Source organism: Paenibacillus sp. VTT E-133291 (genome assembly GCF_002264395.1).
GTDB classification, from domain to species: Bacteria; Bacillota; Bacilli; order Paenibacillales; family Paenibacillaceae; genus Paenibacillus_AQ; species Paenibacillus_AQ nitricinens.
Window position 1 is genome coordinate 52116 of sequence record NZ_NFVA01000011.1, and the last position, 15822, is coordinate 67937.

Sequence of the window (15822 nt, forward strand, 5' to 3'; positions counted from 1 at the left end):
AATGGAGGTGGTAAAGGTGAACAAACTTGGAGTAGCGATTATTGGCTGCGGGGCGATATCTCCTCTCCATGCTAAAGTAATATCAGCTATAAAAGAGGTGAACCTACTTACAGTTGTAGATATTGATGCTGATAAAGCTACACGAGCAGGAAAAGAATATGCCTGCGATGCCACAGATGATTATAGAGAAATACTAAATGATAATCGTATTGATGTTGTACATCTCTGTACACCTCATTATCTGCATGCAGAAATGGCTGTAGAGCTATTACGTGCAGGGAAGCATGTGTTAACAGAAAAGCCAATCGCCGTCGATCTTCCTTCAGCCAAGCGTATGCTGGAAGCAGCGGAAGAGAGCTCCGGCCAGCTTGGTGTGGTGTTCCAGAACCGTTATAATGATGCTTCCATTTATATGAAGAAGACGATTGATTCTGGTACATTAGGGAAACTGCTTTGTATGAAAGGTGTCGTAACCTGGCATCGAAATGAAAGTTACTACAAAGATAGCAATTGGAGGGGACGATGGTCCACGGAAGGCGGAGGTGTTCTAATTAATCAGACCATTCATACCTTGGATTTACTTCAGTGGTATGGGGGTGAAATTAAATCCGTGAAAGGCAGTATTACCACAGATGTGCTGGATGGCGTCATTGAAGTAGAAGATACTGCCCATGCTTGTATTGACTTCGCCAATAATGTTCGCGGGCTATTTTATGGCACAAATACCTATCTCGAGAACACTCCCGTGGAGTTGGAGCTAGTTTTTGAAGAGGGGACTCTTAACCTCCGTCGAGAGCATTTGTATCTTTGGAAAGATGGGAAGGAAACCTTGGTTTGTGAGCCTATATTCAGTCCTACGGAAGGCAAATCGTATTGGGGGACTGGGCATAAGAGACTAATCGAGGACTTCTATGACCACATTTTCAGTGGATCAAAGTTTTGGCTGGATGGTCCTGAGGGGGTAAAAGCGCTGGAACTGGTGAAGCATATTTATAGCTCATCGCAGAGGAACAAATAAGTCATAAATATAGCGAAGGCTGTTCATATGTAGATTTATCTACAAATGAAGCAGCTTTTTCGTGTTTAGGGACTTCCCGCATTGGGTTAAACACTAAGAAGACTACGACTTGCCGAGGATAGATTTGATTAATTCTCCTTAGTGGAATAATCTAAAGTAAGTATAGGTTATATACAGCAAGATATCTGGAGGGCGCATACAATATGGAGAAAATATTACAGAACATTAGAACGAACACCAAGCTAATTTCCATTGTGCAGACTATTGTTTTTACCTTTGTCATATTATACGTACTGATGTTTCTTTCTGGCGGATTATTCACCACCTTTTTTATTATGCTCATTGCTTGTTTCGTTAGCTTAATTGCGGCTTTACTCATGTTAATTCGAAAAAGCTTCTTATGGGCAATCGTTGATCTTGCTGCGGTGGGCAGCATGTTTATTTATTTTATTAATAATGCTTAGGTGTTATTAATCCTTGCATGAAGCGGGTTTATGGCTGTAGCTTAAGTTCCTTACCGTAGAGGACTTATTTCTCTCTTTTTTGCAAGCTTTTAAATAATTTATTTTTTTCATATAATAGTAGATATTAAATTTATAAATAATTGTAATACACTCGGATAAGGGTATAATTGAGACAGAAAAGGTGTGACGCCTAAGAAGGAGCGCCCACATCCTTTCTGCAAAATTCAGGGGATAAGGATGGTAATAATGGGCAAAAGTGCAACTGAAACAGACGTCATTTTAATTGGTGCTGGAATCATGAGTGCGACTTTAGGAACACTTTTAAAAGAATTAGTGCCGGATTGGAAGATTAAAGTGTTTGAAAAGCTCGAAAATGCAGGTGAGGAAAGCTCTAATGAATGGAATAATGCAGGAACTGGACATGCGGCGCTCTGCGAGCTTAACTACACTGTCGAAAAATCCGACGGAACTGTGGATATAAGTAAAGCCATCCAAATTAATGAACAGTTTCAACTTTCAATGCAATTTTGGTCTTATTTGGTAAATCGTAAGCTGATACATAATCCGCAGGACTTTATCATGCCCTTGCCCCATATGAGTTTAGTACTAGGGGAGAAGAATGTAGCTTTTTTGAAGAGAAGATTTGAAGCGCTCTCAAAAAATCCATTGTTTCAAGGTATGGAATTTTCCGATGATTCTAGCAAATTAATGGAATGGATACCGCTTATTATACAAAATCGTCCATCGAATGAACCTATAGCAGCAACAAAAATAGACTCTGGCACAGATGTTAACTTTGGTGCTTTAACGCGTATATTATTTGATCACTTAAAGAGTAAAAATGTAGATCTCCATTATAAACATAGTGTGGATGGAATCAAACGTACAAGCGATGGGTCATGGGACTTGAGAGTGAAGAACGACAGCGGTACTATTGAACATCATACTGCAAAATTTGTCTTTGTTGGTGGCGGGGGAGGAAGCTTGCATATCCTGCAAAAATCAGGTATTCCTGAAGGGAAGCATATTGGTGGATTCCCGGTAAGTGGAATATTTATGGTGTGTAATAAACCAGAAGTTATAGCTCAGCATCATGCAAAAGTATACGGTAAAGCTAAGGTTGGAGCACCTCCAATGTCTGTTCCGCATCTGGACACTAGATTTATTGACAACAAAAAATCGTTGCTATTTGGACCGTTTGCTGGTTTCTCACCAAAATTTTTAAAAACCGGTTCAATGTTTGATTTGATCACTTCCGTAAAACCGGATAATCTCCTAACGATGTTGTCTGCAGGTGCAAAAAACATGTCTTTGACCAAATACCTAATCGAGCAAGTGTTGTTATCGAAGGAAAAACGCATGGAGGAATTACGAGAGTTTATCCCGAATGCCAAAATAGAGGATTGGGATCTAGTCGTAGCAGGCCAACGCGTGCAGGTAATCAAAGATACAGAGGACGGCAAAGGTATTCTTCAATTCGGTACAGAGGTTATTAGCGCCGCAGATGGTTCGATTGCAGCATTGCTTGGGGCTTCCCCAGGTGCTTCTACGGCTGTTCACGTGATGCTTGAAGTACTTAATAAATGTTTCCCTCAGCATATAAAAGAGTGGGAACCGAAAATAAAAGAAATGATTCCTTCTTATGGCCTGTCACTACTGGACAATCCAGAGCTTTTGCATGAAGTGCACACATTAACGGCAACTACTTTGGGTCTAGGTGGAAAAGAGCGAGTGAATAGTTAAAAAATGATCAATCGCTCGAAAGTCTGAAAATTGACAGAGATTTTCTTCGAGAAAGCCTATGGATTTAATTCATAGGTTTTTTGTTGAGTTCTGAAAGAACTTTTGGAAATAACGAATACTATATCATCTTTGCGAACTTCAAGGCTTTTCCGCAAGAGAAGGACGTAACTGATGTTCAGACCTATGAGGAGTTCTTAAATAGTGATTGCCAGCTTGTACTTTTAGTCGTTGATTGTGAATATGCTACAGTTTATTGTAAAGATCAAGGAAAGCTTGAAGCGCTGTACCATAATGCGATTGCAAATGGATATGAAGATGTTCAGTACATTACGAATGAAAATGACTTCAGAACAAGATTGTCAGTATGGTAGAAAAATAAAAGTTCTGTTAGATCGTAGGGGATTTGACGAACAAATCATTCGTTTGTTACAATGGCCCCATCAATTAGGAAAAGGATGAGGACGATGGTTCGTCGTTTGAAACGGTTTAAGAATGTCGCTACTGTATCAAGCTTCTAAGTATAAATGCTATAAATTACTTAGAAGCGAGGGGAAAGAATGAAACAGCAATTGTTTAACCACTGGTCAGAAACGAAGTATTTGAAGGATATTGTCACCAACCCAATGATTGAGGTAGGGGATTACTCATATTACTCTGGTTATTACGATAGTCATCCTTTTGAAGACGGGTGCGTCAGATATCTTTGGGGAGATGAACCGTCAAGAAAGTTATTTAACCCGATCGAAGATTTTGGGTGGCATTTAGATAAATTGATTATAGGAAATTATGTTTGTATTGCAAGTGGTGTAATTATTTTAATGGGTGGAAATCACAATCATCATCCTGAATGGATTACCGTGTATCCCTTTTTAGACCAGATTGAAACCTCTTATGAACCCAAAGGGGATACGATCATAGAAAGTGATGCTTGGATTGGGATGAATGCAATGATTATGCCAGGTGTGAAAATAGGTGAAGGTGCTATTGTTGCGGCAGGTTCGGTTGTTGTAAAAGATGTTGCACCATATACAATAGTTGGTGGCAACCCTGCTAAAGAGATTAGGAAACGATTTGCAGATCGTGAAATCGAAAAGTTAAAGGAAATGCGTTGGTTCGATTGGAAACGTGAGAAAATCGAACAAGCTACATCTATCTTTTCAAGTTCATCGATTGATCAATTATATGAGTTTTATCTAAGGGAAATAACATCATAACACAATCACAACAGGCTGCCACAATTATTCGGCAGCCTGTTCTTTTATCAGATAAGGTAGTTTGATAATATTGTTATTTACCATATTAATCCTAATTAGTATGATAATATGAATGGGCGTAAGGCCTACTCTTTCATGGGGGGAGATAGATTCTGAAATATATTGAATTTGGTCTCGGCAATACATGGTTTATTAGAACTGAAACGGAGTTAGAGGATGGAAGTGAATTTGAAGAAAAAGGAATTGTGAAACCGGTAAGGTTCCGTTCGTTATATCTCAGGATTTGGATTGGCAAAACTGTAGTTATCCTAGACTTAAAGGAAGGTTTTAAAAAAAGTAAGAAAAGTTATAACGCGTTTAAGATTATTTTTGGTATAACAAGCCTCTAGAATAGAGGAGCGTACATATAACGACAAGATGGAGGGAACTATGGATAAAATATTAAATGAAATAGCCAATTTGATAAGCAGTGAGGAAAAAAGAGTTACTATTGGGATTTCGGGTCATGGTGCATCTGGAAAGACAACATTTGCCCATAATCTTTTAAAGCTCCTGGGTCATGAGAATGTGAATTATATGAATACTGATCCCTATATTATCGGCTCTCATCTTAGAAAGTACACTATAATCGATTATGAATATAACAATGAACGTCATAGTAATAAAATGACAGCTTGTCATCCTTCTGCTCATAATATATCTGCTCTAGAGAGAGACATCCGAATGATGCGTGATGGTTTAGATTTTTATACAATAGACACGAATTATGTAAAGAGTACAATGATAGCTTCACAAAACAGAGTGAATATTGTAGAGGGCATGAGCGTTGCTTTTGCAGACCCAAATTTATTTGATCTGAAGGTTTACTTATATACGGATGGAGACACTGAATTGATGAGAAGGAGTATACGTGATGTCTCTGAAAGAGGAACAGACATCAAATATTTAAGAAAATCTCATGAAGACCGTAGAATTCAATATGAGTTATTCATGCATCCATTTCATCGAAACTTTGATATCGTTATAAAAAATTCCAAAGAAGGCTATATTCTTGAAAATGAATTCAGGAGGGAAAAGCCACTGACAAACTAGATGGGTATATTGCTAGAAAGTATAATCAGGTTACGAACCTTGGAAAGTTACTTGATCCATTAGCGGATAAGTTGCTCATATCTGCTGCGTTGGTCTTGCTAGTCAGTCAGCATAGATTATACGCATGGGTAGCATTAATTATAGTAGCAAGGGAAGTGATCATTACAGGGATTAGGCTTGTCGCTGTCTCTCAGAAAATAGTGTTGCAAGCTGATCGATACGGAAAAATTAAAATGGTGTCTCAAGTGATTGCAATTACTGCTGTTATGTTAGACAATCATCCATTCGCTTTTATTACGAATATACCTATCGATCAAATCCTAATCTATTTTTCACTAGTCATAACTATCTATTCAGGATTTAACTACATAAGAAATAACTATCGTTTTTTAAAATTAGAGAGATGGGGATAAAAGTCCGCCATCACCCGCATGTTTAATTATAATTGTTTATTACCCTCGATATCTTTTCTGAGATGCTATACTTTTTAAGCAAAAAGCTGCCACACGGCAGCTTTTTTTGCGGTTTATGGAATTATCAATACTTAAACTAGTGGATACAACTCAACTTTACGTTCCCATTGCAGATTGTACAATAGAAATCACTATTCTCGCTCATTAACTACCATATACTGTACTTTGTGCAATCAAACTACGGGAAATGTGCTATAATGGGCAATTTTCATTGGATCGATTGTACAAAATACAACAGAAGTATCATTCAGCTCGATTTAAATAAGTTCTGTTGCACAAAATACAATGGCTAAGAACGATAATCTTAGAAGCCTATGCTCAAATCTGAACGATTGACAGAAAAGTGTATTACACGTATAGTACATAAATAAGATGTATGAACCACTTAGTACACACACTTAGTATATGGAGTTGGTTGTATGACAAAAGAACAAAAATCAGGTGTCAGCTTTAATATTCGAGAGCCGGTATATATTCAAGTTGTCCGTTACTTTAAAGAACAGATTGCTACAGGGCAAATCGGAGCAGGAGATAAGATTCCTTCACGGCGTGAACTGGCATCCGTAATGAAGATTAATGCGAACACGGCGCAGAAGGCGTATAAGGAAATGGAGGAACAGGGTTTGATCGTAACAGAAGGAAATTCCCCGAGCCGAATTACACAGGATCAGCAGATCCTAAGCTCGATTCGTGCTGAATTAATCGAAAGTGCAGTGGATATATTCATCGGTTCCATTCAGAATATTCAAATTCCAGTTGAAGAACTGGTAGAGATCATAAAGACAAAATATACATCGGAGCGAAAGTTATCTCCAGAGGGTGGTGACACAAGATGATCCAAGTGAATCAGATGGTGAAGAATTATGGATTCAAGAAGGTCCTAAATGGCGTTAGCTTCACAGCTGCCAAGGGAGAGATTACCTGCCTGATCGGAATCAATGGTGCCGGGAAGTCGACGGTGCTGAAGTCCATCATGGGACTGACACCATACAAAGGTGAAGTTTTAATCGATAATGCGTCACTAACACCTGCGATGTATGAGAAAATCACCTTCATTCCAGATTCGTTAACGATGCCCTCCAATATGCGAATTGCTGATTGCTTGAGCTTTATGGCTGACTTTTATAGGAATTGGAACGCTGAACGTGCAGAGGAAATGCTTAAGTTCTTCCAACTGAGCTCTTCAGATCGCGTATCCTCATTGTCTAAGGGGATGGCTGCGAAGTTAAATTTGTTGCTCGGACTTGCCTTGGAATGTGATTACATCCTAATGGACGAACCGTTCTCGGGGATTGATATGTTCAGCCGCGAGCAAATAACTGATGTATTCACGAGCGAATTGATAGAGAATCGTGGTGTGATTATCACAACTCATGAAATTAACGATATTGAGCATTTAATTGATAAAGTAGTCTTACTGCAGTATGGGAAGGTAGAACGTGAATTCTACTGTGAAGAAGTTCGCGAGCAGGAAGGTAAGTCCATTACGGACGTAATGAGAGAGGTGTACATGAAATGAGAGCTTTTGTGAAGCTATTGAATTTTGAAATGAACCGATTTGCCAAAATATATATTGGACTCATGGTGCTGACAGTCGCCTTGCAACTTGTAGCCGTCACCATTGGTGCTAATCATTGGCTTGATTCTGCCAATGAAACAATAAGAGTGAATCAATGGACGCTTGAGCAATATCACAATGTGAAAGGATATATTCAGCTAAACAGTATGATGTATGCTCGCTATAATGGATTGTTATATTTCGGACCCATATTTTTGAGCATAACAGTGTTGCTAATATATAGCTGCTTCATCTGGTACCGTGACTGGAGAGGTAAAAATACGGTAGTATATCGTCTGCTCACGTTGCCATCCAATCGGGCGAATTTATATTTTGCCAAACTGGTTACGATCTTGCTATTCGCATTTGGACTTGTCGCCCTGCAAATTATCCTTGTTCCACTGGAGCGTTTGATAGCACAGTCGATCCTTCCTGCTGAATTATATCGGAACATCTCGATATTTGATTATTTGAAGTATCCTACTGTACTTAAAGTTCTGGTTCCGCCCTACTTTTCTGAGTTTTTACTATACTATGGACTGGGCATTACGGGCTTGATCGTCTTGTTCACAGCGATTCTAATGGAGCGAAGCTACAGACTGAAAGGGATGGGCTTTATCGTACTATACTTAGCGATTCTGGCTGGATTGGCCTCAATACCCTATCGCATGGGTTATAGCAGATACGATAGCTACTTCTATCCAAGAGAAATTATAGGCGTTTGTCTCGGACTAATAGTGATCATTGTTGGAGGTTCGCTTTGGTACAGCTTGTATCTATTGCGTAAGAAAATATCGGTATAATAGAAGGGGTATGGAGGTTAAGGAATGAGAAAATATATGCTTACCGCTGTTCTTGTAGTGTTCACGGTTGTTACAATCGGGACGTATTATGTACAGGCTTCACAAGAGACACCACCTATTTATAAGCTGACGACGGTTCAAGGGGATGCTTCCCTCGTTGAAGGTATAGCAGTATACGGAAATTACATGAGTAAGGATAATGTTTTTGGTATCAAACGAGCTTATATCACTACAAAAGGTACAGATTATCCAGATGAAAAGTCTGCGACAAGCCAAAGCTTAAATCAAAGACCAATGAAAACGCAAATGGATCAGTGGATTGAAGTGCATCGTCAGTTCATGCGCGGTAAGACAAACACATCTGGTTTCTATGAGAATGAGGAAATGCTTGCTTATGTTAATGCGACAGTAGATACGAAGCGATCAAATGATTCATCAGCGAAGAGAAATGCAAAGCTTAGTATTTCTGTACTCAACAAGCAGAAGAACAATACGTTTGAAATCACATCCGATATCAATGTAGATTATGATGTTTCAGATATTTATGTTCAAAATGTACAGCTTGTTGATCAGCAGCTTGTTGCTATGGTGTTTATGAATCACAGTGCCAAAGGCTATGTATCTGAACCGCAGATCCTCCGTGTCAATCTAACAACAAAAGAGATTAAGAATGAGCCGCTCGCGTTACCAGGTGGTAAATCTGTAGCAGCAGACGGGGATACTCAATACGCATGGTTAGCCAATCAAAATCTGGAGCACACTGAGCAATGGATTTTAAGGATTAGTAGAGATAATCATAGAAAGGTATATCAAGTGGATGTTAAGACAGGACAAATCTCGCCGCTCGCATTCCAAGGGCATGAAATGTTATTGAATAATATTATGAATGCCTATGGACAGAAAATTTATTTCCTGCAAAAAGCTGTATCGAGTAAGGAAAATATAGGATTCACAGTTATTTCTTACGATCTTGTGAGTAAAGAATATGAGACTACTCTGAAGAATACAAATATAGATTTAAGTGAAAACATTACCTATGCTTTTAAACAAGACCATCTCTATATTATGGGTTATAAGAATTTCAAAGGTAATCGTCTATATGTATTTAATTTGACAAGCGGTAACCTTGAGTACGAAGGAAAAGCAATATCAACAGAGGCCGCAAATCAGGCTGAAGATGAAGCTAACATGGATTTGAATTTTATCGATCTCGGTCAGTTCTAGCATAATTTTTAGAATAGAAAATTAGATATAAAGAGACATAAAGAAACAAAAAGAGATATAAAAAGGACAAAGGCCGAGCTAATGACTTCTAATAGTCAATTTCCTCGGCCTTTTAGTCGAGAAATATAAAACAGTCATTAAACACTATATTTCGATTAAAATATATTGTAAAACGATAAACTATATGTTAGATTCAATTTTGAAAATAACTTTGTGAGGTGTGTTTTATGAAACTTGGATCAACGCTTTTTTTAAGGATCGCTGTTGTTCTTATTGGGCTTCCAGTTCTTGCCTTGTGTATAATTTTTGTGCCTGCGATTTCGAATTATGCGGCAGAATTATATCCCGATCAAACCTATATTAAATATCTCTTGTACATTGTTTTGTATGCATCGGCGATACCTTTTTATTTTGCATTATATCAAGCATTTAAACTGTTAGGGTATATTGACAACAACAATGCGTTCTCAGAATTATCTGTAAAGATATTAAAAAACATCAGGAACTGTGCAATCTTAATCAGTGGAATTTATGTAGTAGGATTGCCGCTTTTCTATCTCGTCGCGGAGAGAGATGATACCCCGGGGTTCTTTGTCATTGGGATGGTTGTGATTTTTGCTTCCATGGTGATTGCAGTGTTTGCTGCATTGCTCCAAAAGCTTTTGAAGGAAGCTATTGATATAAAATCAGAAAATGACTTAACAGTCTGAGGAGAAAACAATGGCGATTATTATTAATATTGACGTGATGCTGGCTAAAAGAAAAATGAGCGTGACCGAGCTTTCGGAGCGGGTTGGAATAACAATGGCTAACCTGTCTATATTGAAAAATGGAAAGGCGAAAGCGGTTCGATTATCAACATTAGAGGCGATCTGCAAGGCTTTGGATTGTCAGCCTGGCGATATTTTAGAATACAAAAGTGACGAGGAGACTTAAGAAATAAATGAACGGTAGAGGCAGGGCTCTTTTCTCAATCTTTATGAGGAGGGGGCCTTTTTGATGTGCAATGATTGGAGGTGGGAAATAAAAGGGGGTGATATATTAAAGATAAAAAATAATTGTAATACAATCAAAATATATTGTAAAACGATATATTATGTGCTAAATTGAATCCAGATTATTAACTTTGTGAGGTGCAGTTTATGAAACGAGAAACACTCTTTTTGAAGATAGTTGTAATTCTTATCGGACTCCCGGTTCTTGCTTTGTGTATTTTTTGGTTACCTACGATTCCTAACAAGGCAGCTGGAGAATATCCCGTATATTTAGTTTATCCCCTTCTTATAGGAGTTTATGTAACGGTGATAGCCTATTTCGTAGCTTTATATCAGGCATTAAGACTTCTAAGCTACATTGACAAGAACAAAGCGTTCTCTGAACTATCTATTAAGGCTTTAAAAAATATAATTTACTGTGCAATCATCATCAGTATCTTATATGCGGCGGGTATGCCACTTATTTACGAAATGGCACAGGAAGCTGATGCACCAGGTCTAATTGTACTCGGACTTGTCATGACTTGTGCTCCAATTGTGATTGCGGTCTTTGCTGCTGTTCTTCAAAAGCTCTTGAAAAATGCCATAGAAATAAAATCAGAAAATGACTTAACAGTCTGAGGTGAAGATAATGGCGATTATTGTGAATATTGACGTGATGTTAGCTAAAAGAAAAATGAGCGTTACAGAGCTTACAGAAAGGGTTGGAATAACAATGGCCAATCTTTCTATATTGAAAAATGGAAAAGCAAAAGCGATTCGATTATCAACGTTTGATGCGATTTGTAAAGCTTTAGAATGTCAGCCTGGAGATATTTTAGAATACCTAATGGACGAAGATGCTTAAATCGTAATGAGTAATTGACTCCGCAGATTAAAAAGATCAGCATTGCCTGGAAAGGAGAGAGAATCATTTGAAATCAATAACGCAGCTTCTGCATTTTGGCTATCATCAGGCGATGAGTTGCATATTTCCTATTTCGATCTTTGGGACTTTAGCTCTTTCTAACTTAATAGATCTGCCTTACATATACCGATATGATGCCATTCTTATTATATTGCTTACCGTTCAATATCTTATGTACCGTACTGGATTAGAGACGCTAGATGAAATTAAAGTCATCTGTGTATTTCACATTATAGGTTTGCTTCTGGAAATTTATAAGATAAGAATGGGGTCATGGTCGTACCCTGAACCCGGGCTAACCAAGGTGTTTGGAGTGCCACTGTATAGCGGGTTTATGTATGCGAGCGTCGCGAGCTATATGTGTCAAATTTGGCGTAGGCTGAAAATGGATATGACGGGTTGGCCGGGACTTGCTGCTGCGGGATCGCTCGGAGCAGCTATCTATCTTAACTTTTTCACGCATCACTTCATTCCTGATTTTCGCTGGTGGCTAAAGGGGCTTGTACTCATTGTTTTTTGGAAAACTTGGATCATTTATCGGGTACGAAACACTACTTATCGGATGCCCTTGACACTGGCTTTTTTCTTAGTAGGTTTCTTTATCTGGTTAGCTGAGAATATCGCTACATTCTTTAATGCTTGGAAATATCCTGATCAGAATCAGGTATGGCATGTGGTTAGTGTTAGTAAGATCAGTTCATGGTTCCTTCTGGTCATTATTAGTGTCATTATAGTTGCTCAGCTTAAACATGTTAAAGCTAACCGTAAAGCGAAAGAGTAGAGTATTGGCTTCAAAGGAAATAGTAGTACATGGAGTAAGAACAAATTAGTGTTGAGGAGGAGATGAGATGGAATATACAGATTTAAAAGAATTGCAGGATGTATTTTTCTTTGGTCTAATAGAGCCAGAGGTAAATCAACTAAGGTTATCTTTTTGTAAAAGCAAAGTTAGTGATATAGCTGAGCCACTTATGGATGGTGAGAAAAACTCTCCCATAATACAAGTTGATTTTCACTCCTATATTGCATATTCGATTAAAAATGAATTCTTTACTTCTTGGGATGATTACGAGGAATTTGACGGAAATACATTTAGGATTTATAAAAAATCAAGGTATCTTGATTTTATTTCTAATAGAATATTCGCATCAAAGGATTTTCCAAAACCATATAAGCACTATGGGATCTGTTGTATTGACCATGTCGTTGATATTATTTCAACATCGGAACCAGTTGTAAAGGAAATGAAATAGATTTGAATATCTTTCAAATGCAACTTAAAAAGCCGATGGTGCACATTGATATGCTTGTCTTTTTTAACGATTAGAGTTATTATGGATTTTCAAAGTCGTTAATGGAGGTGCTGAATGAAATATTCCCAAGCGACAGACTATGCGCTTCATGCAATGCTTTATCTGGTGACGGCGGCGTCCGATAAGCCTGTAGGCGTTCAATTACTTGCTGAGAAGCTGGGTGTTTCGCAAACCTATCTGTCCAAAATGATGACCAAGCTAGTCAAGGCTGGATTGATTCAATCTGCACCCGGTGCAAACGGTGGGTATCGTCTCCGACGGAAGTCCGAAGAGATCTCTTTTCTGGATATTATCCATGCGATCGAAGGGACTGCATCTTTGTTCGAATGTAGCCTGGATCACGGTAGCGAGTGCTTGATTCAACAGGTTGTGATTGACGCTGAAAGACAGATGGAGCAGTACTTGGAGAACAAGAAAATTGCAGATTTGGCGAAAACAATGAAGACGGAGTAAAGATCCGTTCTTTTTTGGAAACAATTAAAGATAATATAAATCTGTAATGACTTTAATATAAAGGGGATTGAAATATGACGGAATTCTGGGAATCAAGCTTTATAGAAAAACAAACAATGTGGGGATTTGAACCTACAGACTCTGCGATCGCCACTAAGGACTTTTTCCTTGAGAGGAATGTTAAAGACATATTGGTACCAGGGATTGGATATGGCAGAAATGCAAAGGTTTTTATTGAGAGTGGGATAAATGTAACGGGTATTGAGATTTCTCAAACAGCGATTGATTTGGCGAGAGAAAATGGACTTGATATTAGCATTTTTCATGGTTCAGTGAATGACATGCCTTATGATAATAACCTCTATGAAGGAATATTTTGCCATGGTCTTATTCATTTGTTGAATAAAAATGAAAGAGAAAAGTTCATTAAGGATTGCTACAACCAGTTAAAGCCAGGTGGTTATATGATTTTTACAACAGTTTCGAAAAAAGCGCCTATGTTTGGAAAAGGTACTCTATTGGATAAAAATTATTACGAGACAGATTATGGCGTAAAAATATTTTTTTATGAGGCTGAATCCATTACACAAGAGTTTGAAACCTATGGACTAGTTGAGTTCTCTGAAATTGACGAGCCCCACAAGGACATGATCAATAAACCGTCGATAAACTTTTTAATGATAAAATGTAAGAAAGAACTATAGAAAAATTTGGACGTATCGAAGATTATATATCTCAAAAGAAAGCAGGTGTTATGTAGATGAGCAATATTATTGATTATTACTCTAGCTTTGACGAGTGGGGCAGGCTGGATAGAGAACCCTTAGAGTTCATAATTAATCTCCATTATATCAAGAAATATATGCCATCAGCTGGGAAGGTGCTGGATAATGGCGCAGGACCCGGTAAATACGCAATGGAACTGGCTAAGCTCGGATATACAGTAACCCTTTCAGATATCACACCTAAATTAGTTGAAGTAGCAACGAAAAAGGCAGCTGAACTAGAATTAACTGAGCAATTTGACGGGTTTTATAACTTAAATGCTATAGATTTAGAAGGAATACCTAATGAGAATTATGATGTTTCATTGATGCTTGGTCCTTTGTATCATTTGCAGAAGGAAGAGGAACGAATTTTAGCAGTAAAAGAGTTGCATCGCGTGACCAAGCAAGATGGCTTAGTATTTGTGGCTTTTCAAAGTCGAATGAGAATGACCATTAATTCGTTACAATCCCCGCAGCAATGGAAACCGAACGATAATATGAACACCATCAATGAATTCTATGAGAGTGGAATCTTTAATCATAGTGACAAGGGCCGGTTTACAGGTGCTTATTATTTTAACATTGATGAGATTCAGCCTTTCATGGAAAGGAATGGATTTGAGTCGATAGATTTAATTGGTTCATCAAGCATTGCAGCCATGTTATCTGCAGAGCAGCAACAGTATTGGACTCACCAAGAGGGGGAAGAGAGCTTGATTAACTTTCTCATATCCAAAGCAAATGATCCTTCAATCTTGGGCATCTCATCACACTTGTTATACATCGGTAAAAGAAAATAAAAAAGAGCGTCAGTTTCTTAACTGGCGCTCTAAATTTTATAAATGACTGATTACCTTACAGATGTAGTGTGTAGCGGTTCGCTTTACTCAACCCGCGGATCATTTCGATTTCCTCTGAAGACAGTGGGGCTGACTTAGCAGCCGTTACATTATTCTTCAATTGCTCCATACTACTCGCTCCAGGGATAATAACCGCCACAGACGGATGACCAAGCGGATAATGAAGCGCCGTTTGTGCTAGGGGGCGTGAGTGACTCGTTTCCTGCACAAGCTGATTATGCAACTTCAGAAGCTCCTCACTACTGTAATCTAAGTACTTCTTCTCTGCCTTGCTGCGGCCATTCTCCGAAAGGATGCCACCCGCCAAAGGACCCCGGGCAATAAGACTGATCCCATGCTCGGCCAGCAGAGGGAGAATTTCTTCCTCAGGACGTCGATCTAAAATGCTGTATTGACTCATTACACTGACTATATTTGATTTTTTTACATATTCTCTAATCACATTAGGTCGAATAGAAGAGATCCCATAATATCGGATTAGCCCCTCTTGCTTAAGTTCTTCAAAGGCTTCAATAGTCTCATCCATCGGATCATCAATTGTTCCGCCATGCAGCTGATACAGATCGATATAATCCGTTTGGAGGCGTCTTAGGCTGTCTTTGACTGCGGATTTAATATAGGATTTTGATGGATCCCAGCTCCAGCCTTCTTGACCTGGAATTCTGCGGTTACCCACTTTTGTGCTCAATATCACCTCACCGCGGCGGTGGCGAATCGCCTTACCAATGATCTCTTCATTACGACCCTCATCATACAGATCGGCTGTATCTAAAAAGTTAATGCCTTGATCGAGCGCTTCATGGACGATGGAAATGGCTTTTGCCTCATCCGTACCTAAGGACATGCATCCGAGTCCTACTTCACTTACATATAAATCAGACTGGCCCAAGCGATTTTTATTCATAGGGTGTTCCTTTCTAATTCCGTTGTTTGTTATA

General features: G+C 38.5%; 22 protein-coding genes. 21 read left to right on the plus strand and 1 reads right to left on the minus strand.

All coding sequences use genetic code 11. The features are described 5' to 3' along the window. The first annotated feature begins 16 nt into the window (after positions 1-16). The 21 genes from CA598_RS07365 to CA598_RS07465 all read left to right on the plus strand — a co-directional run bounded on the left by CA598_RS07365 (position 17) and on the right by CA598_RS07465 (position 14824). Positions 17-1018: a Gfo/Idh/MocA family protein gene (locus tag CA598_RS07365; RefSeq protein WP_094876090.1), complete on the plus strand. Its 1002-nt coding sequence runs from the start codon at positions 17-19 to the stop codon at positions 1016-1018. A gap of 203 nt (positions 1019-1221) precedes the next feature. Further along, positions 1222-1482 carry a hypothetical protein gene (locus CA598_RS07370; RefSeq protein WP_094876091.1) on the plus strand — a complete coding sequence of 87 codons (261 nt, stop codon included), beginning with the start codon at positions 1222-1224 and terminating at the stop codon, positions 1480-1482. Between the two features lie 246 nt (positions 1483-1728). Beyond that, complete coding sequence (locus CA598_RS07375) at positions 1729-3225, plus strand: malate:quinone oxidoreductase (RefSeq protein ID WP_094876092.1); 1497 nt, start codon at positions 1729-1731, stop codon at positions 3223-3225. Positions 3226-3308: 83 nt separating this feature from the next. Continuing rightward, the gene (locus CA598_RS07380; protein WP_256990384.1) at positions 3309-3596 is read left to right on the plus strand and encodes a DUF2691 family protein; all 288 of its coding nucleotides are present in this window, start codon (positions 3309-3311) and stop codon (positions 3594-3596) included. 186 nt (positions 3597-3782) lie between these two features. Continuing rightward, positions 3783-4439, plus strand: a complete 657-nt coding sequence (locus CA598_RS07385; protein ID WP_094869849.1) for a CatB-related O-acetyltransferase — start codon at positions 3783-3785, stop codon at positions 4437-4439. Between the two features lie 152 nt (positions 4440-4591). Further along, a complete protein-coding gene (locus CA598_RS07390; protein WP_094869850.1) occupies positions 4592-4828 on the plus strand; it encodes a DUF3977 family protein in 237 nt (78 codons plus the stop codon). A 40-nt stretch (positions 4829-4868) separates the two neighbouring features. Continuing rightward, complete coding sequence (locus CA598_RS07395; protein WP_094876094.1) at positions 4869-5531, plus strand: uridine kinase family protein; 663 nt, start codon at positions 4869-4871, stop codon at positions 5529-5531. A gap of 8 nt (positions 5532-5539) precedes the next feature. Beyond that, positions 5540-5944, plus strand: coding sequence for a CDP-diacylglycerol--glycerol-3-phosphate 3-phosphatidyltransferase (gene pgsA / locus CA598_RS07400; protein WP_256990391.1), 405 nt, complete (start codon positions 5540-5542; stop codon positions 5942-5944). 479 nt (positions 5945-6423) lie between these two features. Then, entirely contained in the window at positions 6424-6840 is a 417-nt protein-coding gene (locus CA598_RS07405) for a GntR family transcriptional regulator (RefSeq protein ID WP_094869853.1), read from the plus strand. After that, positions 6837-7523, plus strand: coding sequence for an ATP-binding cassette domain-containing protein (locus CA598_RS07410; protein ID WP_094869854.1), 687 nt, complete (start codon positions 6837-6839; stop codon positions 7521-7523). Before CA598_RS07405 ends, CA598_RS07410 begins: the two co-directional genes overlap by 4 nt. Further along, positions 7520-8365: a hypothetical protein gene (locus tag CA598_RS07415; RefSeq protein WP_094869855.1), complete on the plus strand. Its 846-nt coding sequence runs from the start codon at positions 7520-7522 to the stop codon at positions 8363-8365. The genes CA598_RS07410 and CA598_RS07415 overlap by 4 nt, the downstream gene beginning before the upstream one ends. 24 nt (positions 8366-8389) lie before the next feature. Beyond that, entirely contained in the window at positions 8390-9589 is a 1200-nt protein-coding gene (locus CA598_RS07420; protein ID WP_094876096.1) for a hypothetical protein, read from the plus strand. A 227-nt stretch (positions 9590-9816) separates the two neighbouring features. Further along, positions 9817-10299 (plus strand): DUF2975 domain-containing protein, encoded by a 483-nt coding sequence (locus tag CA598_RS07425; protein ID WP_094876097.1) that lies wholly within the window; start codon positions 9817-9819, stop codon positions 10297-10299. 10 nt (positions 10300-10309) lie between these two features. Further along, positions 10310-10525, plus strand: a complete 216-nt coding sequence (locus CA598_RS07430) for a helix-turn-helix domain-containing protein (RefSeq protein ID WP_042127458.1) — start codon at positions 10310-10312, stop codon at positions 10523-10525. A 206-nt stretch (positions 10526-10731) separates the two neighbouring features. After that, positions 10732-11205 (plus strand): DUF2975 domain-containing protein, encoded by a 474-nt coding sequence (locus CA598_RS07435; protein WP_094869858.1) that lies wholly within the window; start codon positions 10732-10734, stop codon positions 11203-11205. Between the two features lie 10 nt (positions 11206-11215). Beyond that, a complete protein-coding gene (locus tag CA598_RS07440; protein WP_042187934.1) occupies positions 11216-11431 on the plus strand; it encodes a helix-turn-helix domain-containing protein in 216 nt (71 codons plus the stop codon). Between the two features lie 67 nt (positions 11432-11498). Then, on the plus strand, positions 11499-12272 hold the full coding sequence (locus CA598_RS07445) for a DUF817 domain-containing protein (protein ID WP_094876098.1): 774 nt from the start codon (positions 11499-11501) through the stop codon (positions 12270-12272). Positions 12273-12339: 67 nt separating this feature from the next. Continuing rightward, the gene (locus CA598_RS07450; protein WP_094869860.1) at positions 12340-12744 is read left to right on the plus strand and encodes a hypothetical protein; all 405 of its coding nucleotides are present in this window, start codon (positions 12340-12342) and stop codon (positions 12742-12744) included. Between the two features lie 114 nt (positions 12745-12858). After that, entirely contained in the window at positions 12859-13257 is a 399-nt protein-coding gene (locus tag CA598_RS07455; protein WP_042127470.1) for an RrF2 family transcriptional regulator, read from the plus strand. 74 nt (positions 13258-13331) lie between these two features. Further along, a complete protein-coding gene (locus CA598_RS07460) occupies positions 13332-13961 on the plus strand; it encodes a class I SAM-dependent methyltransferase (protein ID WP_094869861.1) in 630 nt (209 codons plus the stop codon). A 56-nt stretch (positions 13962-14017) separates the two neighbouring features. After that, positions 14018-14824: a class I SAM-dependent methyltransferase gene (locus CA598_RS07465; protein ID WP_094869862.1), complete on the plus strand. Its 807-nt coding sequence runs from the start codon at positions 14018-14020 to the stop codon at positions 14822-14824. Positions 14825-14879: 55 nt separating this feature from the next. Here CA598_RS07465 and CA598_RS07470 read toward each other — a convergent pair whose 3' ends face one another. Continuing rightward, positions 14880-15788: an aldo/keto reductase gene (locus tag CA598_RS07470; protein ID WP_094876099.1), complete on the minus strand. Its 909-nt coding sequence runs from the start codon at positions 15786-15788 to the stop codon at positions 14880-14882. Between the last annotated feature and the right edge of the window lie 34 nt (positions 15789-15822).